Source organism: Deinococcus aquaticus, assembly GCF_028622095.1.
GTDB classification, from domain to species: Bacteria; Deinococcota; Deinococci; order Deinococcales; family Deinococcaceae; genus Deinococcus; species Deinococcus aquaticus.
In genome coordinates, this window is record NZ_CP115165.1 from 598,634 (window position 1) to 618,175 (window position 19,542).

Sequence of the window (19,542 nt, forward strand, 5' to 3'; positions counted from 1 at the left end):
CCCTCATGGTGTCTCATGGGGGGTATGCCTGACCGGTCGGTAGAATTCGGGGCGCGCGTGCCGCTCTGGCAGAACGCACGTGGGCGTTCCGTGTGACGCGCACAACCCCGCATGACGCTTTAGACTGCAAGCAGAGGAAAGGAGTGAAGTTGAACACCACCAAACACCGCCACAGCGGCACACGGAGGCGACCCATCACGCGGCCCATCGCGGCGGCGTTGCTGGGCGCCACACTGCTCACCGGCTGTCAGCAGGCCAACCAGTCCCTGTTCATCGGGGACATGTCGTCTGCGTACAACCGCGAAATCTGGTGGATGAGCGTCTGGGCGATTGTCCTGTCGATCATCATCTTCGTCGGCGTGTCGTACGCGCTGTTCTACACGATCAACAAGTTCCGTGAGGACAAGCACGACGCGCCCCCCGCGCAGTTCCACGGGAACAACCGCCTGGAGGTCATCCTGGTGGCCGTGCCCGTGGTGATCGTGTTCGGCCTGAGCATCCTGACGGTACGCTCCATGGCGATCCTGAACCCCACGCCCGCCCAGGCGACCAAGATCGACGTGCTGGGCAAGCAGTTCTGGTGGAACTTCGCGTACCCCGAAACGACCAGTGACGCAGGCGGCGTGGTCACCAACGGCAACGAGATCATCATGCCGACCAAGCAGCCGGTCGCGCTGACCATCACCAGCGGCGACGTCATCCACGGCTTCTGGGCGCCGAACATCGGTGGCCAGCGCGCCGCCATGCCCGCCGTGAAGAAAACCTGGCAGGTCGACACCGACCGCGCCGGCGTGTACCAGGGCAACTGCTCGCAGCTGTGCGGCGGCTCGCACGCCAACATGCGTTACAAGGTCGTGGCCCTCGACCAGGACCGGTACAACACCACCCTGGCCGCCATGAAGGCCTACCGCGCCCCCGAGCCCGCCCCCGGCAGCGCCGAGGCGCGCGGCTACGCGCTGTTCATGCAGGGCAAGGCCAGCACCCAGGCCGTGGCCTGCGCCGCCTGCCACCGCGTGCAGGGCACTCCCGCAGCGGGCGCGGCCGGCCCGGACCTGAGCTTCTTCGGCACGCGCCGCACCCTGGGTGCCGGCATGTGGGAAGCCATGACCGCAGCGCAGTGGACCGAGCCCAAGGCCAAAGAGCAGCTGCACGAGTGGATCAAGCACAGCCCCGCCGTGAAACCCGGCAGCCTGATGCCCTCCTACGACGGCAGCGAGTACCTCAGCAAGGGCCAGAAACTCAAGGGCGGCGTCCTGACCGACGCCGAGATTGACGACATTTCCGCGTACCTGCGCAGCCTGAAACTGCCCGAGGAAGCGGACTACTGGAGCGGCACGCCCATCAACGGCGCGAACGCCAGCGGAGGCACCCAGTGACCGTTCAGCACGCACCACTTCAGGAGTCCAGCGCCCGCCCCGGTGCGTGGGCCGTCCTGAAGGACTACATGATGACCACCGATCACAAGAAGATCGGAACGCTCTACATCCTGACCAGCATCATCGGGTTCGCCATCGCGGGCCTGCTGGCCGTGGGCATCCGCCTGCAGCTGGCCGTGCCGGACAACACCTTCCTGGTGGGGAACACCTACAACCAGGTGCTGACCCTGCACGCCGCGCTGATGATCTTCTTCTTCCTGATTCCGATCGGTCTGTTCGGCTTCGGAAACTGGTTCCTGCCGCTGCAACTCGGCATCCGTGACGTGGCCCTGCCGCGCATCAACACGTTCGCGGTGTGGCTGTTCATTTTCAGCCTGATCCTGGTCATCACGGGCCTTGCCAACGGCGGCGCCCCCGGCGTCGGCTGGACCTTCTACTACCCCCTGAGCGTGGACGCCAACCAGACCGGCGTGGCCGTCCTGATGGTGGCACTCACCCTGAACGGCATCGCGTCGCTGCTGGGCAGCGCGAACTTCGCGGCGACCATCGTGAACATGCGCGCCCCCGGCATGAGCCTGTGGAAGATGCCCATCTTCGTGTGGAGCATCTTCGCGACCAGCATCCTGCAGCTGATCTCGCTGGGCGGCCTGACCGCCGCCGCGCTGGTCACGTACCTGGAACTGAAGCTGGGCCTGAGCATGTTCAACCCCGGCATCGGCGGCGTGCCCGTCATGTTCCAGCAGTTCTTCTGGTTCTACTCTCACCCGGCCGTGTACGTCATGCTGCTCCCGTACCTGGGAATCGGCGCGGAAATCGCCAGCACCATGGCCCGCAAGCCGCTGTTCGGTTACCGCGTGATGGTGTACTCGATCCTGGCCATCGTGCTGGTCAGCCTGCTGGTGTGGGTCCACCACATGTTCGCCGTGGGCCTGCCCGACTCCTGGCAGATCGCGTTCATGATCGCCACGCTGATCGTGGCCGTCCCGACCGGCGTGAAGATCTTCAACCTGATCGGCACCCTGTGGGGCGGACGGATCATCATGAAGAGCCCCACGTACTGGCTGGTGGGCTTCATCTTCAACTTCCTGATCGGCGGGATCACCGGCGTCAGCCTGGGCATGATTCCCTTCGATTACCAGGTCACCATGTCGTACTACGTCGTGGCGCACTTCCATAACGTGATGATGTTCGGCACGGCGTTCCTGGCGATGGGCGGCCTGTACTACTGGTGGCCCAAGATGACCGGCCGCTTCATGAGCGAAAAGCTGGGCCTGTGGCACTTCTGGCTGTTCATGATCGGCTCGTGGATGACCTTCCTGCCGCAGTACATCCTGGGCCTGCTGGGCATGCCGCGCCGTTACTACACCTACCCCGAAGGTAACTTCGCCTGGAGCGAACTGAACCTGATCAGCACGCTGGGCGCGGTCACGCTGCTGGCCGGCGGGATCGTCTGGGTGTGGAACATGCTGCAGAGCTTCCGCGCGCCCGCCACGGCCAGCGCCAACCCCTGGGGCGGTTTCACGCTCGAGTGGACGGCCGCCAGCCCGCCCGCCGCGTACAACTTCGCGCACGAGTTCCCCACCAACTTCCCCACCGAACGCCCCCTGTACGACTGGGAGCAGAGCGGTGAGACCCTGACCCCCGTGGACCCCAAGAGCATTCACCTGCCCGTGGACAGCTGGGGCCCCTTCCTGACCGCCGCCGCGCTGCTGCTGATGGGCTACGGCCTCTCTTTCGGCTGGTTCACCAACTACACCCCGACCGGCGGCCTGAAGCCCTTCTTCGACGCCGCGCCCGGCCACGTGTTCGCCTCGGTCGTGCTGTACATCAGCATCCCGCTGTTCCTGATGGCCCTGTTCAAGTGGGCCGGTACGCGCGAGTACGACGTGCCCGTCGCGCACCACCACCTGACCAAGTACGACAACGGCTTCATGGGCATGAGCTGGTTCATCATCAGCGAAATCGGCCTGTTCGGCGTGCTGATCGCCGGGTACGTGTACCTGCGCGTCATCGGGGCCGCCGAGCCGCCCGCGCTGCGTCCGAACATCTGGCTGGCCGCGCTGAACACCCTGGTGCTCGTCACGAGTTCCTTCGTGATTCACCGCGCCGAGCAGGACAACCACCACGGCAAGTACACCCGCTTCCGCCTGGGCCTGTTCATCACCCTGATCCTGGGCGCCGTGTTCATGATCTTCCAGGTGTACGAGTTCACGCTGTTCGGCGTGGAAAGCGACTGGAAACAGAACCTGTGGCAGGCGTGCTTCTTCACCATCGTCGGCCTGCACGGTCTGCACATCCTGATCGGCGGAACGGGCGTCGCCCTGCCCTTCTACCAGGCCATGACCGGCAAGATGGACAAGTACAACCACGGTTCCATCACGCCCGCCAGCCTGTACTGGCACCTGGTGGACGTCGTGTGGCTGCTGATCGTCGCCATCTTCTACGCCTGGTAACCTCAGACCGTAGAAGCGAAAGGGGACGCCTGAGAGGGCGTCCCTTTCGCGTTGTGTGGGAGGCATTGTGTGGGCGGCAGGTCGGCGCTGCCTGCGTCCTGCTCCCCTGCCGTGGGACACGTCACCCCGCTCCTCTCCCCTACCCTGGCGGGTATGACGGTGTTCTCGAGGGTGCTGACGGCAGTTCTTCTGGTGGTGGCGGCGGCGCTGGCGGGACTGCTGGTGTACCGGCAGGTGTCGCCGGGCGTGCTGGGTGGGGACGCGCTGGACGTACCGCTGGCCCTGCCGGCGCTGCCGCTGGTCAGTGACCGGGGGGCCGCGACGACGCTGGCCGCCTCGGACGGGCGGGTGCGGCTGGTGTTCTACGGGTTCGTGCGCTGCCCGGACGTGTGCCCGGTGACGCTGGCCAGCCTGAAGAACAGTGTGGCGGCGCTGTCACCGGAGCAGCGCGCGCGGGTGCAGGTGCAGTTCGTCACGGTGGACCCGGGGAACGACACGCCGGCCGTGGTGCGCGCGTACCTGGACCGCTTCGATCCGGCGTTCACGGGCCTGACCGGGAAGGCGGCCACCATCGACGAGGCGGCGCGGGTGATGTTCGTGGCGAACGTGGCCCCCATGCCGGCCGGGGATCACAGCGCGCACCTGAGCGGCGCGGCCCAGGGTGCGGGGGGCGCGCAGAACGCGGCGGCGGTCGGTGCGGGTGCGTCGGCGGCGGCGCGGCTGCACGGGGATCAGTTGAGTGTGGTGGACGGGCGGGGGCGGTTCGTGCGGGTGTACGGGAACGGGGCGGTGGTGGACGGTACGCTGGACCGCGACCTGCCGGGGCTGATCCGGGCGTACGCGGCCCGGTGACGCCCGGCCGGGGCGCGGCCGCCCGGCTGAAAAGACCATATTCCGCTGACAGCGAAGTTGCGGTACACTCTCTGTTATGACCGAACCGCTCGACGCCGCCCTGCGTCCCAAGACCCTGACCGAGTACGTGGGTCAGGAGAAACTCAAGGACAAACTCGGCGTGTACCTGCAGGCCGCGCGGGGCCGCAAGGAAGCGCTGGACCATACTCTGCTGTTCGGGCCGCCCGGACTGGGAAAGACCACCCTGGCGCACATCATCGCCGCCGAACTGGGCGTGAACATCCGCGTGACCTCGGGGCCCGCCATCGAGAAACCCGGCGATCTGGCGGCCATCCTCACCAACAGCCTGGAAGAAGGCGACGTGCTGTTCATCGACGAGATCCACCGCCTGGGCCGCGTGGCCGAGGAGCACCTGTACCCCGCCATGGAGGACTTCAAGCTGGACATCGTGCTGGGCCAGGGACCCGCAGCCCGCACCATCGAGTTGCCGCTGCCGCGCTTCACGCTGGTCGGCGCGACCACCCGCCCCGGCCTGATCAGCGCGCCCATGCGCAGCCGTTTCGGGATCATCGAGCACCTGGAGTACTACACGCCCGAGGAAATCGCCCTGAACCTCACCCGCGACGCGCGCCTGCTGGGCTTCGGCCTGAGCGACGACGCCGCCCTGGAAGTCGGGGCGCGCTCACGCGGCACCATGCGCATCGCCAAGCGCCTGCTGCGGCGCGTGCGCGACTACGCCGACGTGGCGGGCGAGACCACCATCGCCCTACCCCGCGCGCAGGACGCCCTGGACCGCCTGGGCCTGGACAGCGCCGGACTGGACGACCGCGACAAGAAGTACCTGGAAACCCTGATTCACCGCTTCGCGGGCGGCCCAGTCGGCGTGGACACCCTGGCCACCGCCATCAGCGAGGACGCCCTGACCCTGGAAGACGTGTACGAACCGTACCTGATCCAGCTGGGCTTCATCAAACGCACGCCGCGCGGCCGGGTTGCCACCGCGCACGCCTACGACCACCTGGGCCTGCCCATCAGTGGCGCGGACGGCGACCTGGGCTTCTACACGAACTGAACGGAGAGGGAGGCGGGGCGCAGGTTGCGGTGACATCGCCGGGCCCTGCGTCCCGCCGCCCCCTACACTTGGGGAATGAGTGAGTTGCAGGTACAGGTGTTCGGCACCCGCAAAAGCAAGGAGACGCGCGCCGCCGAGCGGTTCTTCAAGGAACGCAAGATCAAGATTCACTTCGTGGACCTGAAGGAGCGGCCCATCGCGAAGGGTGAACTGGCGCGGTTCGTGCAGAAGTTCGGCCTGAACGCCCTGCTGGACCTGAGCGGCAAGGCGTACGAACGCAGCAACCTCGCGTACCTGCGCACCACCGAGGACGGCGTGATCGCCAGGGTGATCGAGGATCCGGACCTGCTGCGCCTGCCGCTGGTGCGCGCCGGGAAGCACCTGACGGTCGGCGAGGACCTGGACGGCTGGAAGGCCATGCTGGCCGGATCGTGACCCACCCCGACCCGGTGACCGAGCGGCTGGCAGCCCTGACCGACTGGCGCGGCGACACCCTGCGCCGCGTCCGCGCCCTGATCCACGGGGCGCTGCCGGACGTGCAGGAGACCGTGAAGTGGGCCAAACCCACCTCGCCCGGCGTGCCGGTCTGGGAGCACGGGGGCGGCCTGTGTACCGGCGAAACCTACGCGCGGACCGTGAAACTGACCTTCCACCGGGGAGCCAGCCTGCCGGACCCGGCCGGGCTGTTCAACGCCAGCCTGGACGGGAAGGTACGCCGCGCCATCGACCTGCACGAGGGCGACACGCTGGACGGGGCCGCTTTCGGCGACCTGATCCGCGCCGCCGCCGCCGCGAACGCCGGGGTGAACGCCGCGAGAAAGCGCCGCTAGTCGTTCGGCACGGCCGCCGGGCCGTACGTGAGCAGCAGGACGCCCGTGCCCAGTTCCCGCGTGGCGAGCAGCGTCAGTGGCAGATTTTCCAGGGTGCCGAACAGGCGCTTGCCGCGCCCCAGCACGACCGGGAAGATCATCAGGCGCAGTTCGTTCACCAGCCCGCAGCGCAGCAGGGTCTGCACGAGGGTGCCGCTGCCGTACACCAGCAGCGGGCCGCCCGGCTGCGCCTTGAGTGCCCGCACGTCGGCCACCACGTCCGGCCCGAGGGGCGTGGCGTTCCAGCCGAGCGGGCCGGGCCGGGTGGTCGCCACGTACTTGGGCAGGGCGTTCATGCGGTCCGCGAACGCGCCCGTCGCGGTCGGCCAGTACGCCGCAAAATCCTCGTAGGTGGTGCGGCCCAGCAGCAGCGCGCCGCTGGCGAACAGTTCGTCGCGTTTGAACGGGCCGTCGTCCGGGTCGTAGGGCGCACGCCAGGGCGAGTGCTCCTCGTACACGCCGTCCAGGGACAGGAATTCCGTGACGATCAGGGGGCGCACGTCAGCCCCGCGCGGGTTCCCGGGCCGGCTCGATGCGGATGCGGGTGTTGTGGAAGGTGCTCCCGCCGCCCAGGTCGGTGAGGGTCTGCGCGGTCAGTTCATTGATGCTGCGGCCGTCCGGGGCGCTGAGGCCCCACCACGTGCCTTCCAGGATGGCCGCGCCGGGCTGCGCGGCGTCCGTGACCTTCACGCGGCGCTGCACGCTCCCGACCTCGCTGGTCAGGGTGGCGAGCTGCCCGTCGCCCACGCCGGACGCCTGCGCATCGTGCGGGTGCAGCAGCAGGTGCGGCTCGCCCCCCTCGGCACGGTTGAGGTTCGCCAGATTGCCGTAGGTACTGTTCAGGAAGTGATGCGCGGGCGGCGTGAGCAGCCGCACCGGGTACTCGGCACTCAGCTGCGCCAGCGGCTCGCGGTGCTGCGGCGCGGGGCTGAGCTGCACCTTCCCACTGGGCGTCTCCGCGCCATGCGCGTAAGGCAGGAACCCATTGGGGACGTTCAGGCGGACGCTGCCCTCGGCCTTCAGTCGCTCGGAGGTGACGCCCGAGAGCAGGGGGTGGTCGGTGGTCAGCACCTCCTCCAGCAGGTCGTCCACCGTCCAGTACACGCTGGGTTCCGTGATGCCCAGCCTCCGCGCGAGTTGCTGGAAGACCCAGGAGTTCGGCCGCGCCTCACCGGGGGCGTCCAGCGTGGCCGGGTTGTAGCCGAGGTAGTGGTGGCCGTAGCTGGTGTACACGTCGGCGTGCTCGGCGAAGGTGGTGGCGGGCAGCAGGTAGTCGGCCAGCCGCGCCGTCTCGGTCATGGCCTGTTCCAGCACGACGACCAGCAGGTCGGGGCGCTGCAATCCCGCGCGGACCCGCCCGGCATCCGGCGCGACGACCGCCGGGTTGCAGTTGTAGATGAACGTGGCCCCCAGACCCTGTTCGGGCCGCAGGGCGCCCGCATACTCGTTCATGTTCACGTGCGGTACGTCCGGGAGGATCAGGTGCGCGGCCCCCAGCCGGGCGCGGTTCAGTTTGAACGCCCCGCTGGTGCTCAGGGTGCAGCCCCCGCCCCGGTGCCGCCAGTCGCCAGTCAGGGCGGGAATCAGGGTCACAGCCCGCAGGTTCGTGCCGCCGTGCTCGTGGCGGGTCATGCCGTACCCCACCCGGAAGTACGTGGGCCGCGTCGTGCCGACCGCGTGGGCGAAGGCGCGGATCACGTCGGCGTCCAGCCCGGTGACCCCGGCCGTACGTTCGGGCGTCCACTCGCGGGCCGCGTCGCGCAGTTCCTCGATCCCGGTGGTGGCCTCCGCAATGTAGGCGTCGTCGGTCCAGCCGTGCGCGAACAGTTCATGCATGACCCCCAGTGCCAGCGCGGCGTCCGTGCCGGGCCGGATCTTCAGGTGCTCGTCCGCGAAGGCCGCCGTGCGGTTGCGGTACGGGTCCACGCACACGATCCGCGCGCCCGCCTTGCGCGCCGCTGTCAGGTGCGGCGTCAGGTGACTGTTCGTACTCAGGGAATTGATGCCCCACAGCACGATCAGGCGGGCGTGCGCCACGTCGGCGGGGTCCACCCCGAAGCGGGTGCCGTAGCCCAGACTCCAGGCCTCGGTGCCGGCCGTGGCGCAGATCGTCTCGTCGAGTTCCGGGGCGCCCAGCGCGCGGAACAGGGCGTGCACATGCGTGCCCTCCATCAGGCCCATCGTGCCGGCGTAGTTGTAGCGCAGGATGCTGCCCGCCCCGCGCGTGTCCAGCAGGGTGCGCAGCCGCGCGGCGATGTCGTCCAGCGCCGAATCCCAGGTCACGCGCTCCCAGACCGGCTCGGCCTCGGTCTTCGCGTTCACGCGCCGCAGCGGGTACAGCGGACGCTCCGGGTGGTTCGCGCGGGCCGGGTAATGCACGGTCTTGGCGCACGCGAAGCCCCTGGTGACCGGGTGCGCAGCGTCACCCGTGACCTTCAGCATCCGCTCCGGCCCGCCTTCCGTCTCGCGGCCCACCGTCACCTTCAGGCGGCAGGCGTCCGGGCAGTCCAGCGGGCAGGTAAGCAGCACATCACGCGAAGGGAACACGGGCAGAGCGGTCATGCCCGGAGGATACCCGCCCCGGCCCCGCACGGGGAGAGCCACTTCACCCGGAAACGGCCCGCGAGGTGGCGGCGGATGAACTGACAGCGTGACGCGCCTCCCAGCGCCCGATCGACGCCAGTCCGGAACGGAAGAACCGGCGGCCCGCCAGCTGACTTCCCCAGGTGCCCGTCAGGTCGGCGTACAGCCCCATGAACCACAGGGCGCGCGCCACGCCGAACGGACCCAGCGCCGCCCCGTCCGCTGCCGTCAGGGGCCGCGCGGCGCGGTAGGCCTCCAGAAAGGCGGCCCATACCGTCCAGGGCGTGTCGTCATCCGGGGCGCTGTTCAGCGCGTGATCCCAGCCGTACACCGCGAGGTCGTACGCGGCGAATCCGGGGCCGCCGCAGTCGAAATCGAACAGGTGCAGCTCGCCGCCACCGTCCACCAGGGCGTTCCCGCCGTGCAGGTCGCCGTGACAGGAGACGCGTGTCAGCTGTCCCTCTAGGGCCTCCAGCGCGGCGCGGGTTCGCCCGGCTGCCGCCTGAATCTCGCGGGCCAGTTCCGGTTCACCGGCCAGCAGGGGCAACACCCGCGCGACAGGCCCGTCGATCAGGTGCGCCAGATCCAGCGCGAACCGGCCGGCCGCTGGCAACCCCTCGCCCGCCGCGTGCAGCGCCGCCGCCGCGCGGCCGAAGCGGGCGGCATCCTCTTGCGTGGGCTGCGGTTCGCGGCCCTCCACCCGACCGAACAGTGCGGCCAGACGCGGCCCTTCCGGCGCGTTCAGCGTCAGCACGCGCGCGCCGTCCGGGTGCGGAATGACCCGCGCGGCCCCCACGCCCGCACTGGCGGCCCGCAGGGTCAACGCGTCCTCCCAGGCCGCGTCCGCCGGGGTACGCCACCCGCAGCGGTACACCCGCAGGATCGCCCCGCCTGCCGGGAGGCCGTCCACGCGGTATGTGTCGTTCAGGCCGCGCCTGAGGAACGTCACCTCTGGCGGCGCGCACCCGAACGACCCGGCCAGCCAGGCCGAGAGTGCTGCCGGGTCAAGCACGGAATGCAGAGCGGGAAAGGCAGGCGCAGGCATGCGTTCAGCCTGACACCCGCCCGGCAGGCCGGACATCCGCCAGATGGATGAGGCCCGTTCAGAACGGAGCGGGGATCGTCAGGGACCGGTCGAGGGCAGGGGCGGCCTGCCCCTGGAATATCAGGAGCGGTGTGACGTTGCGCGGGGGGCGCGCGTCAGCCGGGGTGGGGGATGACGTTCATCATCCAGTGATGGCCGTAGCGGTCGGTCAGTTGTCCGAAGGTGCCTTCCCAGAAGGACGGGCTCAGGGGGTGCGTGACCGCGCCGCCCTGCGCCAGCGAGTCGAAGACCTGCCGGGCGTGGTCGGGGTCGTGGCTGGTGAGGGCCAGGGTGACGCTGTGGGTGCGGCCCACGTCGTCGGTCATGTCCGAGGCGTTCAGGATCAGGGGGCCGGACGTGAGGCTGCCGTGCAGGATGAAGCCCTGCATGTGCGCGGGAATCTGCGCGGCGACCGGGGAGTCCGCGACGGTCATGAGTTCCAGGGTGCCGCCCAGGCAGGACTGGTAGAACGTGAGGGCCTCGCGGGCCTGTCCGTTGAAGCCGAGGTAGGGGTGCAGGTGCATGGGTGACCTCCCGGCGGGAGACGGTCCCGCCTGAATGTGGCAAAGCTGACGATACACGGTTAGCTTAAAACAGAATCAATCTTGCCGCAAGTCCCCACAGCGAACAGGGCGGGAGCCCCACCGCCTCCCGCCCGTCCCTCCTGCGGTCTTTACTTCAGGATGCCGCGCGCCACGAACGCCGCACGCACGGTGCCCGCCGCCTGCGCGCCGTACATGGCCTGGGCCGCCGCCACCGTGTGCCCGGCCGCCGCCGCGAAACTGGTGTCCGGCGCAAAGCGGAACTGCGCGTTGATGATCACGCGGTCCGCGACCCGCGCTCCCAGGCCCTGCCGGATGTCCCACAGCGCCCGCGACCAGATCTCGCCGTCGGCGTGCACCTCGCCCACCACGTCGCCGGGGTACGTCTTGTTCGTGTCGGCGCGGCGGATGCAGTGCGGGGTCGTGGCCGTGTACGAGGTGCTGTCCCAGTCCATCAGGCACGGCAGGGGCGTGCGCAGAGGCGCGCCGTTCGCGCGGGTCACGGCCTCGCCGACCGTCAGGGCCAGGTAATCCCCGAACGCCTCGCCGATACTCCCGGCTTCCAGGCTGGTGCCGAAGCCCGGCACCTGCGCGGCGTGCACGGCGTGCCCGTACTCGTGCACGATCACCTCGCCGTCCTCGGCGTCGTCCACGCCGCCCTTCCCGAAGCGGATGAGATCCGGTTGGTCCTTCTGGTATGAGTTGTCCACGCCGTACTGACTGACCTTGATCTGCTGCTGGTCACTGTTCACGGCGGGCAGTTCGCTGCCGAACCCCAGCGACTGGAGGTACTTCTGCGCCTCGGTCACCCAGTAGTACGCCATGACCTGCTCGAAGCCATCCTGATCGCGCGTGAAGTTGAACGGCCCCGCACCGTACACGGGCGTGCCCGTCTCGCTGACCACGCGGGCGTAACGGCCACTCAGGTACCCGCTGCCGTCCAGGTCGGTCAGCGTGACATTGAAGTACGCGCTGGCAGGCACGGCCTGGGCGCTGTCCCTGGCGTCCGTCAGGGCCTGATCCCCGGTGGTCTGCACGGGGTTCGGCAGGAACGCGCGGGCCGCCACCGAACCCAGACCCGTGGGGGGCTTGCCGTTCCCGCCCTGCGCGCTCAGGGTACCGCCCGGAGCCTGACCGCACGCGGCCAGCAGTGAGAGGCTCAGCAGTCCCGTCAGGGCCATCCGGTTCTTGAATTGCATGATGCGGGCAGTCTACCCCGCCCGCACTGGCCGTATGGTAAAGGCGGCCTCCGGGTCAGACGGTGAAGGTCACGCCGGTCAGCCGTTCAGACAGCGCCCAGAGGTTTGCGGCGTCCTGTTCGTCGTGCGAGCGTTCGTTCGACGTGACGCGCTCGGGGTTCCCGCCGAGTTCCAGCAGGCCGCTGGGGCCATAGTACGCGCCGCCGGTCACGTCCGGGGCGGTCGCGGCGTACAGGCTGGGCAGCGCGCCTGCGGCCTGCGGCTGCGCGAACAGGCGGTTGGCGAGGTTCGAGCCGTGACTGTCGCCCTGCAATCCCGTGGAGGCCCAGCCGGGGTGCGCGGCGACGGCCAGCACGTCGCTGCCGGCGGCGTTCAGGCGGCGTTGCAGTTCGTACGTGAACAGCAGGTTCGAGAGTTTGCTCTGACCGTAGGCGGGCATGGGCGCGTAGGGGCGGGCGTGCCAGTTGGCGTCCGCGAGGTTCAGTTTCCCGAAGCGGTGCGCCATGGAGCTGACCGTCACGATCCGCGCGCCCGCCGTGCGCTCCAGTAGCGGCATCAGCGCGGCGGTCAGGGCGAAGTGACCCAGGTGGTTCACGCCGAACTGCGTCTCGAAGCCCTGCGCGGTGCGGCCCAGCGGGGGCACCATGATCCCGGCGTTGTTCACTAGGATGTCCAGCCGGTCGTACCGCGCCCGGAAGGCGTCCGCGAAGGCCTTCACGGAGTCCAGGTCGCCCAGGTCGAGGGTCATCAGGACAACCTCGCCCTTCGGGTTGAGCGCGCGGATGCCCCCGGCGGCCTTCTCTGCTTTCTGGGCGCTCCGGCAGGCCATGATCACGGTCGCGCCGCGCTGCGCGAGCACCCGTGAGGTCTCCAGGCCCAGGCCGCTGTTCGCGCCGGTCACGACCACGACCTTCCCGGTCTGATCCGGTACGTCGGCCTCCGTCCACGTGCTGCCTTTCCGGCCCCGCGCGAGGTATGCGAGCGGCCCGGCGAAGTTCACGAACAGGCCCGCGCGCCACGCGTTCTTGCTGCCGTTCACGGCCTCCGGGCGGCGCAGGCCCAGGTCGGCCCACGCGGCGGCGAACAGCCCCACCTGTGCGATCCCGGCGGTGAACAGGGCGGTCTTCTGGGGGGTGGAAAGGTCGGTAAATTTCTTGATCTGCATGGGGTTCTCCTCGAGGGTCGGGGTCAGCCGAAGGTGACGGGCAGGGCCTTCACGCCGTACACGATCTGACTGGGAATGGCGTCCAGGGAGGCGTCCAGCGCGACCCGCAGGTCGGGCAGGCGGTCGAGTACGGCGTTCAGGGCCACGCTGGCCTCCAGCCGCGCCAGGGGCGCACCCAGGCAGAAGTGCACGCCGTTCCCAAATGCAAGGTGCCGGTTGGGCGTGCGCGCCGGGTCGAAGGTGCCGGGCTCCGGGAACTGGGCGGGATCGCGGTTGGCCGAGCCGATCCACGCGAGCACCGGACTGCCCTCCGGGATGGTCTGGCCGCCCAGTTCCACGTCCTGCGCGGCCACGCGGTACATGGACTGCACGGGCGAACGGTACCGCAGGGACTCCTCGATGGTGCCGGGCAGCAGCGTCCGGTCGGCCCGCACCCGATCGTACGCTTCCGGGGCGTCCTGCCAGCACAGCAGCGTGTTCGCCAGCAGGTTGGTGGTCGTCTCGTTCCCCGCGACGAGCAGCAGGATGCAGAAACCCAGCAGTTCCTGCGTGTCCAGGTGCTCGCCGTCCAGTTGCGCGGCGATCAGGCCGGAGATCAGGTCGTCGCCGGGGTCCGCGCGGCGCTGCTCGATCAGGCGGGCGAAGTACGCGCCCATCTCGCGGCTGCCGCTGGGATCGCCGGTCACGACCGCGTCGGACCAGCGTTTGAAGGCGTCCCGGTCCGTGGCAGGAATCCCGAGGATCTCCGCGATCACGATGACCGGCAGCGGATAGGCGAAGTCCCGGATGAAGTCCATGCGGCCTGCGCCCTGCACCGGCGACAGCAGTTCATCGACGAGCTGCGCAATGCGGGGTTCCAGGGCGCGCACCTGCCTGGGCGTGAAGGCCTGCTCGACCAGCGAACGCAGCTGCCGGTGCCGGGGCGGGTCGGTGGAGATGATGCTGGACGACAGCGCCGTCTGCGCGTTCTCCCCGCGGGGGCGGCCCCGCTCGGACGAGAAGGCCTTCCAGTCGGACAGGGTGCGCTGCACGTCGTCGTAGCCGAACACCATCCACAGGCCGGACTTCGGGTCGCGCATCACGGGTGACTGCTCGCGCAGGGCGTCGTACCACGGGAACGGATCGCGCAGAGAGTAGGGGGGCAGCGTGTGGGTCATGGGGTCATCCTTTCAGGGCGAGGTGGGCGGGCGGTGGCGTTCACCTGAAGACGTGCTGGGAGTGGGGAGAACCCACCGCCCGGAGCGGGAGCGCGCGGCCCCCGCTCTGGGCGGGTCAGTGGGCCGGGGTGGCGGGCGTCTCGCCTTTCGGCTGCTCGCGCATGGGCACCTCGGGCACGAAGGCAGTGATGATCAGGCCCAGCGCGATGATCCAGAAGCTCACCCAGAACAGGTGGCGCACACTCGCGGAGAAGCCGAGTCTGGTGCCCTGCTCGATCTTCGCGGTGAGTTCCTTCGCGGCGGTGGCGGTCGTGGCCTTCACCTGGGTCATGGTGGTGGTCACGGCCTGCTCGGTCAGCGCGGGAATCTGCGCTTCCAGGCCAGCGCGGATCTGCGTGGCGAGTGCGGCGGCGGCGGGCGTGCCGATCACGCTGGCGGGAAGGCCCGCCAGCTGGGTCTTCAGGGGTTCGGGGAGGCTCTGCGCCACGGTGTTCAGCGTCTGCGCGTTGCCGGTGGTGAGGGCAGCGATGATCTGCGCGGCCTGCGCCTCCACGGCGGTGCGCGTCTGGGTGGGGAGGCCGCCCCTGGCGATCACGCCCTTGAGCTGGGCGGGCAGGGTGGTGTTCTGCAGGGCCTGCGTGGCGGCTGCCGTGTTCCCGCGCAGCGCGGCCTCGATGATGGTGTTCTGTTTCTCCAGCGCGGCCGTGATCTGGTCGGCGATGCCGGTGCTGCCGCCCAGACCCGCGCCCTGGAGCGAGCCCAGGTCCACTTTCTGCGCGGCCATGCCAGGGATCTGCGGCAGGTACTTCGGCAGTTCGGTGGACAGGGTCGTCGTCAGGACCGTGCCGAAGATAGCCAGGCCGATGGTGCTGCCCATCTGCCGGAAGAACTGACTGGCGCTGGTGGCCACGCCGGTCTGTTCGCGCGGCACGGCGTTCTGGATGGCGAGGGTAAAGAGGCTCTGCGCGGGGCCCAGGCCAAGGCCCAGGATGACCATGCGCCACACGATGCCGAACTGCGTGGTGTCCACGCCCACGCTGGTCAGCGAGAACGCGCCAATCAGCAGGATCACGCCGCCGCCGATCATGACGGGCCTGTACTTCCCGAGCCGCGCCACGAGCTGCCCGGACACGATGGAACTGACGATCAGGCCGGCCATCAGGGGCAGCAGCGTGAAGCCGGAGTTCGTGGCGCTGATGCCCAGCACCGTCTGCATGAACAGCGGAAGGAACATCATGACGCCCAGGAACGCCATGTTGATGATGAACGACGCGACGTTCGACACGCTGAACACGCGGTTTTTAAAGAGGGTCAGCGGCAGGATCGGATCCTTGACGCGCGTCTCGGTGATCAGGAACGCGATCAGGCTCGCGGCGGACAGGGCGAACAGGCCCAGGATGCGGGCGCTGTCCCACGCGTACGTGCTTCCGCCCCACGTGAGCGCCAGCAGCAGCGGCACGGTCGTCGCGACGATCAGCGCGGCGCCCAGGAAGTCGATCTTCCCGGTGCCGTTGCCCATGCGCAGCAGCGGCATGAAGCGCGTGACCAGCGCCAGCGAGATCAGCCCCAGCGGCAGGTTCACGTAGAACACCCAGCGCCAGCCCTCAATGGTGTGGCCCAGCAGCGTGGCGGTGCCGTGGTCGGTCAGGAAGCCGCCCACCAGCGGCCCGACCACGGAACTCAGGCCGAACACCGCGCCGAACAGGCCGGTGAACTTCCCGCGTTCCAGCGGCGGGATGATGTCCGCGATGACCGCGAAAGTCGTGGACATGATGGCCGCGCCGCCCAGGCCCTGGAGTGCCCGGAACACGACGAGCTGCGTCATGCCGCCGCCGAACAGGTTGCCCAGGAAGGCCTCGCCGCTCAGGCCGCACAGGGCCGAGCCGAGCAGGAAGATCGAGACGCCGATCAGCAGGATGGGCTTGCGCCCGAACATGTCCGAGAGCTTCCCGTAGATGGGCACCATGACGGTGCTGGTCAGCAGGTACGCGGTGGTGACCCAGGTGTACAGCGAGAGCCCGTCGAGCTGCGCGATGATCTTCGGCATGGCCGTGCTGACGATGGTCTGGTCGAGCGCGGTGAGCAGCATGACGACCAGCAGCGCGCCCAGGATCACGTTGCGCTGCGCGGGCTGGATGTCGAAACCGGTGAACGGGGCGGGGGCGACCAGGCTGGCCTCCTGGCCGGAGGGGGTGGCGGTGGTCACGGCTGGTTCCCGAAGGCAGTCTGCGCGGCGTGCGCGAGGGTCTGGATGGCGGCGAGCACCCCGGCGCGCTCCGGGGCGGGGATGTGCTCGAACAGCTGCTCGATGGCGGCGTCCACGGTCACGCGGGCCTGCTCCAGAAGGGCGTGTCCGGCGGGACTGACGCTCAGGCGCGTGCGGCGCGAATCGTCCGGGTCAATGCTGCGCTCGATCAGGCTCTTGCCGAGCAGGTCGTCGATCACGCGGCTGGCCATGTGCTTGGGAATCTGCAGTTCGCCGGCCAGTTCGGTCGGGTACTGCACGCCCGAGCGGATGTGGCCCAGCACCATCAGATCCTTGAGGTTCACGCCGTGCTCGCGTTCGATCAGGGGCATCAGGTGGCGGCCGAGCGCCTGGTTGAGTTTCCACTGGCTGGCCAGGAAGTGCTCCGTATCGGTCGCCGGGGCACGGGACGGGAAGGGTGGTTGCGTCATGCAACTATTCTAGAACCGATTGATTGCAAAACGCAATAGATTAAATATGCAATCAACCGCTGGGTGGACATGGCCCCGGAGTGACAGACCGCGCCGGACGCGCGAACCGGCCGGACGCGCTACCGCAGCTGCGTCCACTCCCCCTCGGAGATGATCTCGGTGACGCCGCCTACCACCTGAAAGGCGGTCTGGTCGTCCACCGCGTAGCACGGCCCGGTCAGGCGGGCGGCCCACTTCCCGGCGTTCTCCAGGGTGTTCCAGGGCAGCATCTCGACGTTCAGGTGCGGGAAGATCGAGAAGTCCACGAGGCCCAGTCCCTCGTCGCCCCCACCGGGCGGTGTCCACTGCACGAACTCCCGCCCGATCTGCGGCGTCATGACCATGCTGCCGGCGCTGACGCCCACCCAGACCGTATCCGGCAGGGACGGCAGCAGGTCGGCCAGCCCGGACTCGCGCAGCCAGTGGGCCAGGTACAGGGCGTCTCCACCGTCGACCAGCAGCACGTCCGTTCCCCGCACCCACGGCACCCAGCGCTCCCGATCCATGCCGGGCAGCGCCAGCAGTTCCAGCACGCCCACTGACTTCCAGCCCAGGCCGGTCATGTGGGACGGTGGATGACCGGAGATGAACCGCCACGCGGACTCCGGCGTGCACCAGGGATGCCCGTACTGCGCGGTGGGAATGCACAGGGCCGCGCATTCCTCGATGGGTTTGCCCAGCAGATTGACCAGGGCGCTGCGGATACTGGCGTTGGTGACGCCGCCGGACGTGAGCAGAAGTTTCATGGTGCCTCCCCTGGCGAACCCGGATGCCGGACTTGATGTCGGTGAACCCGTGATCCTGCACTGGCATGGGTCGGAACGGCGGCGCGCACGTGCCGGGTGGCCACGCCGACGCGAGACGGCCTCATTCGCTGAAGGCCAGTCCCCGCTCCCTCAGTGCCTCGCGCAGCAGCCCGAGCGCCTTCGGCCCCAGGCCGTGCAGCCCGGCCACCTCCTTCTCGGCGCGCAGCGCGAGGTCAGCCAGGGTGGTGATGCCCGCGTTCGCCAGGGCGCGTCGGGCCGGAGCGCCCACGCGCGGCAGGTCGTCGGCCGGCGCGGCGGTGAGCTGCGCGATCCACTGCCGGACGATGCCCTGCACAGCGTCCGCGTGCGCGGCCACGGCGTCCGGGTCACGCAGGATCAGTACCGCCCGGTCCGGCGCGACCCAGGCCAGCAGGCCCGCCGGGTCGTCAATGTGCATGACCAGCGGTTCGGCGCGCACCTTCGCCCCGGTGTGCAGCACGACCTGCACGGTCGATCCGGGCCGGAGTTTGAAGGTCGCGAAGTGATCCGCCAGCCGGAAGCTCGGCGCATTCCACTTCACCTCCTCCCGGATGGCCGGATCGGCCGCCAGGATCACGGCCCGCAGCTCCCCGATCTGTGCCCGGTGCGGGTGCTCCAGCGCGGCCAGGAACGCCGTCACGGCACTGTTCACGACCCGGCCACCGGCGCGAGACCCGACACGTCGTACACGTTCAGCACGTTCCCGGAGCCGGGGTAGGTCTGCGTGCGGATCAGCCGGAACTGCACCGGGGGGCGGCCCGTGAACAGCGGCGTGCCGCCCGGCCCGGCCAGCAGCGGGAAGGTCGTCAGGTGCAGTTCGTCCACCAGTCCGCGCGCCAGCAGGCCCTGCCACAGCAGGCGGCTCAGGATGATCAGGATGGGCGCCCCCTCGCCGGCCTTCAGGGCACGCACGGTCGCTTCGGCCTCCGCGACCTTCGCGGCGCGGGCGTTCGGGAACGGCGTCAGGTCGCCCGGCGTGACGTGATCGGACACGATGACCGTCTCGATCTGCGCAATGCGGCGCGCGAAGGCCCGGCGTACCGGGGTCGCCTGCGGGTCGCCTTGCACGCCCTGCCAGTACCGCAGGTTGTTCAGCGCGGACTGGTGCCCGGCGAGCAGCAGCGTCCCGGCGGCCTCCAGCACCTCCAGGTTGTGGTGATCGAACTGATCGTCGCCGTCGTAATCGGGGTGCCGGTACTCGAACAGGGGCACCAGCGTCCGGCTGGCATCCTCGTAACAGCCGTCCAGCGTGACGAAATTGCTGACGATCAGGGGCCTCATGGCGTCTGTGGATGGGGTACATTCAGCTGCCATGACACGCCGTACGGGTCGTTCACCCACGCGAAGCGCGGACTGAAGCCGTAGTCGGCGGGCGGCATCAGAATCTCGCCGCCGTCCGACAGGCCCGCGTACAGCGCCTCGAACCCGGCGGTGTCCGCGCAGTCCACGAACAGCGACGTGGACGGCGTGAACGTGAACGCATGCTGCACGGGACTGTCGGTCACGCGCAGCGCCAGCGTGTCCGTCAGGTGCAGGGTCGCGCCGCGCACGGTGCCGTCCGGGTGGTGCTCTAGGCCCTCCACGCGGGCGGCCGGGAACACGCGGGTGTACAGGGCCAGGGCGTCAGTGCACTGTCCCTGGAACATCAGGAAGGGCGTAATGGTCTGCGGCATGGTCATTCCTCCTTCAG

19 protein-coding genes are annotated in these 19,542 nt (G+C 69.2%); 6 read left to right on the forward strand and 13 right to left on the reverse strand.

What is annotated here, in order from left to right; all coding sequences use genetic code 11:
• The first annotated feature begins 149 nt into the window (after positions 1-149).
• The 6 genes from coxB to M8445_RS02980 all read left to right on the forward strand — a co-directional run bounded on the left by coxB (position 150) and on the right by M8445_RS02980 (position 6,583).
• Entirely contained in the window at positions 150-1,376 is a 1,227-nt protein-coding gene (coxB, locus tag M8445_RS02955; protein ID WP_420704099.1) for a cytochrome c oxidase subunit II, read from the forward strand.
• Positions 1,373-3,829, forward strand: a complete 2,457-nt coding sequence (locus M8445_RS02960; RefSeq protein WP_273989551.1) for a cbb3-type cytochrome c oxidase subunit I — start codon at positions 1,373-1,375, stop codon at positions 3,827-3,829. Before coxB ends, M8445_RS02960 begins: the two co-directional genes overlap by 4 nt.
• Before the next feature lie 153 nt (positions 3,830-3,982).
• Complete coding sequence (locus M8445_RS02965; RefSeq protein WP_273989552.1) at positions 3,983-4,681, forward strand: SCO family protein; 699 nt, start codon at positions 3,983-3,985, stop codon at positions 4,679-4,681.
• Positions 4,682-4,757: 76 nt separating this feature from the next.
• Positions 4,758-5,753, forward strand: coding sequence for a Holliday junction branch migration DNA helicase RuvB (gene ruvB / locus M8445_RS02970; RefSeq protein WP_273989553.1), 996 nt, complete (start codon positions 4,758-4,760; stop codon positions 5,751-5,753).
• Between the two features lie 75 nt (positions 5,754-5,828).
• Positions 5,829-6,188 (forward strand): ArsC/Spx/MgsR family protein, encoded by a 360-nt coding sequence (locus tag M8445_RS02975; RefSeq protein WP_273989555.1) that lies wholly within the window; start codon positions 5,829-5,831, stop codon positions 6,186-6,188.
• Complete coding sequence (locus M8445_RS02980) at positions 6,185-6,583, forward strand: DUF1801 domain-containing protein (RefSeq protein ID WP_273989557.1); 399 nt, start codon at positions 6,185-6,187, stop codon at positions 6,581-6,583. Before M8445_RS02975 ends, M8445_RS02980 begins: the two co-directional genes overlap by 4 nt.
• Here M8445_RS02980 and M8445_RS02985 read toward each other — a convergent pair.
• From M8445_RS02985 to M8445_RS03045, 13 genes are all read right to left on the reverse strand, one after another.
• Positions 6,580-7,122 (reverse strand): dihydrofolate reductase family protein, encoded by a 543-nt coding sequence (locus tag M8445_RS02985; protein ID WP_273989558.1) that lies wholly within the window; start codon positions 7,120-7,122, stop codon positions 6,580-6,582. The two genes, M8445_RS02980 and M8445_RS02985, sit on opposite strands and share 4 nt — an antisense overlap.
• Position 7,123: 1 nt before the next feature.
• Complete coding sequence (locus M8445_RS02990) at positions 7,124-9,184, reverse strand: molybdopterin oxidoreductase family protein (protein ID WP_273989559.1); 2,061 nt, start codon at positions 9,182-9,184, stop codon at positions 7,124-7,126.
• Positions 9,185-9,227: 43 nt separating this feature from the next.
• The gene (locus M8445_RS02995; protein ID WP_273989560.1) at positions 9,228-10,250 is read right to left on the reverse strand and encodes a phosphotransferase enzyme family protein; all 1,023 of its coding nucleotides are present in this window, start codon (positions 10,248-10,250) and stop codon (positions 9,228-9,230) included.
• Positions 10,251-10,405: 155 nt separating this feature from the next.
• Complete coding sequence (locus M8445_RS03000; protein WP_273989562.1) at positions 10,406-10,813, reverse strand: VOC family protein; 408 nt, start codon at positions 10,811-10,813, stop codon at positions 10,406-10,408.
• Between the two features lie 149 nt (positions 10,814-10,962).
• Positions 10,963-12,030: a M36 family metallopeptidase gene (locus M8445_RS03005; RefSeq protein WP_273989563.1), complete on the reverse strand. Its 1,068-nt coding sequence runs from the start codon at positions 12,028-12,030 to the stop codon at positions 10,963-10,965.
• A gap of 55 nt (positions 12,031-12,085) precedes the next feature.
• Complete coding sequence (locus M8445_RS03010; RefSeq protein ID WP_273989566.1) at positions 12,086-13,195, reverse strand: oxidoreductase; 1,110 nt, start codon at positions 13,193-13,195, stop codon at positions 12,086-12,088.
• A 23-nt stretch (positions 13,196-13,218) separates the two neighbouring features.
• A complete protein-coding gene (locus tag M8445_RS03015) occupies positions 13,219-14,352 on the reverse strand; it encodes a cytochrome P450 (protein ID WP_273989568.1) in 1,134 nt (377 codons plus the stop codon).
• Positions 14,353-14,467: 115 nt separating this feature from the next.
• Positions 14,468-16,558 carry an MDR family MFS transporter gene (locus tag M8445_RS03020; protein WP_273989570.1) on the reverse strand — a complete coding sequence of 697 codons (2,091 nt, stop codon included), beginning with the start codon at positions 16,556-16,558 and terminating at the stop codon, positions 14,468-14,470.
• Positions 16,555-17,028: a MarR family winged helix-turn-helix transcriptional regulator gene (locus M8445_RS03025; RefSeq protein WP_273989571.1), complete on the reverse strand. Its 474-nt coding sequence runs from the start codon at positions 17,026-17,028 to the stop codon at positions 16,555-16,557. Before M8445_RS03025 ends, M8445_RS03020 begins: the two co-directional genes overlap by 4 nt.
• Before the next feature lie 119 nt (positions 17,029-17,147).
• Positions 17,148-17,813, reverse strand: a complete 666-nt coding sequence (locus M8445_RS03030) for a Type 1 glutamine amidotransferase-like domain-containing protein (protein ID WP_273989572.1) — start codon at positions 17,811-17,813, stop codon at positions 17,148-17,150.
• Between the two features lie 121 nt (positions 17,814-17,934).
• Complete coding sequence (locus M8445_RS03035) at positions 17,935-18,504, reverse strand: DUF1801 domain-containing protein (protein WP_273989574.1); 570 nt, start codon at positions 18,502-18,504, stop codon at positions 17,935-17,937.
• Positions 18,501-19,133, reverse strand: a complete 633-nt coding sequence (locus M8445_RS03040) for a dihydrofolate reductase family protein (RefSeq protein WP_273989575.1) — start codon at positions 19,131-19,133, stop codon at positions 18,501-18,503. Before M8445_RS03040 ends, M8445_RS03035 begins: the two co-directional genes overlap by 4 nt.
• Positions 19,130-19,525: a VOC family protein gene (locus tag M8445_RS03045; RefSeq protein WP_273989577.1), complete on the reverse strand. Its 396-nt coding sequence runs from the start codon at positions 19,523-19,525 to the stop codon at positions 19,130-19,132. The genes M8445_RS03040 and M8445_RS03045 overlap by 4 nt, the downstream gene beginning before the upstream one ends.
• Positions 19,526-19,542 lie beyond the last annotated feature (17 nt).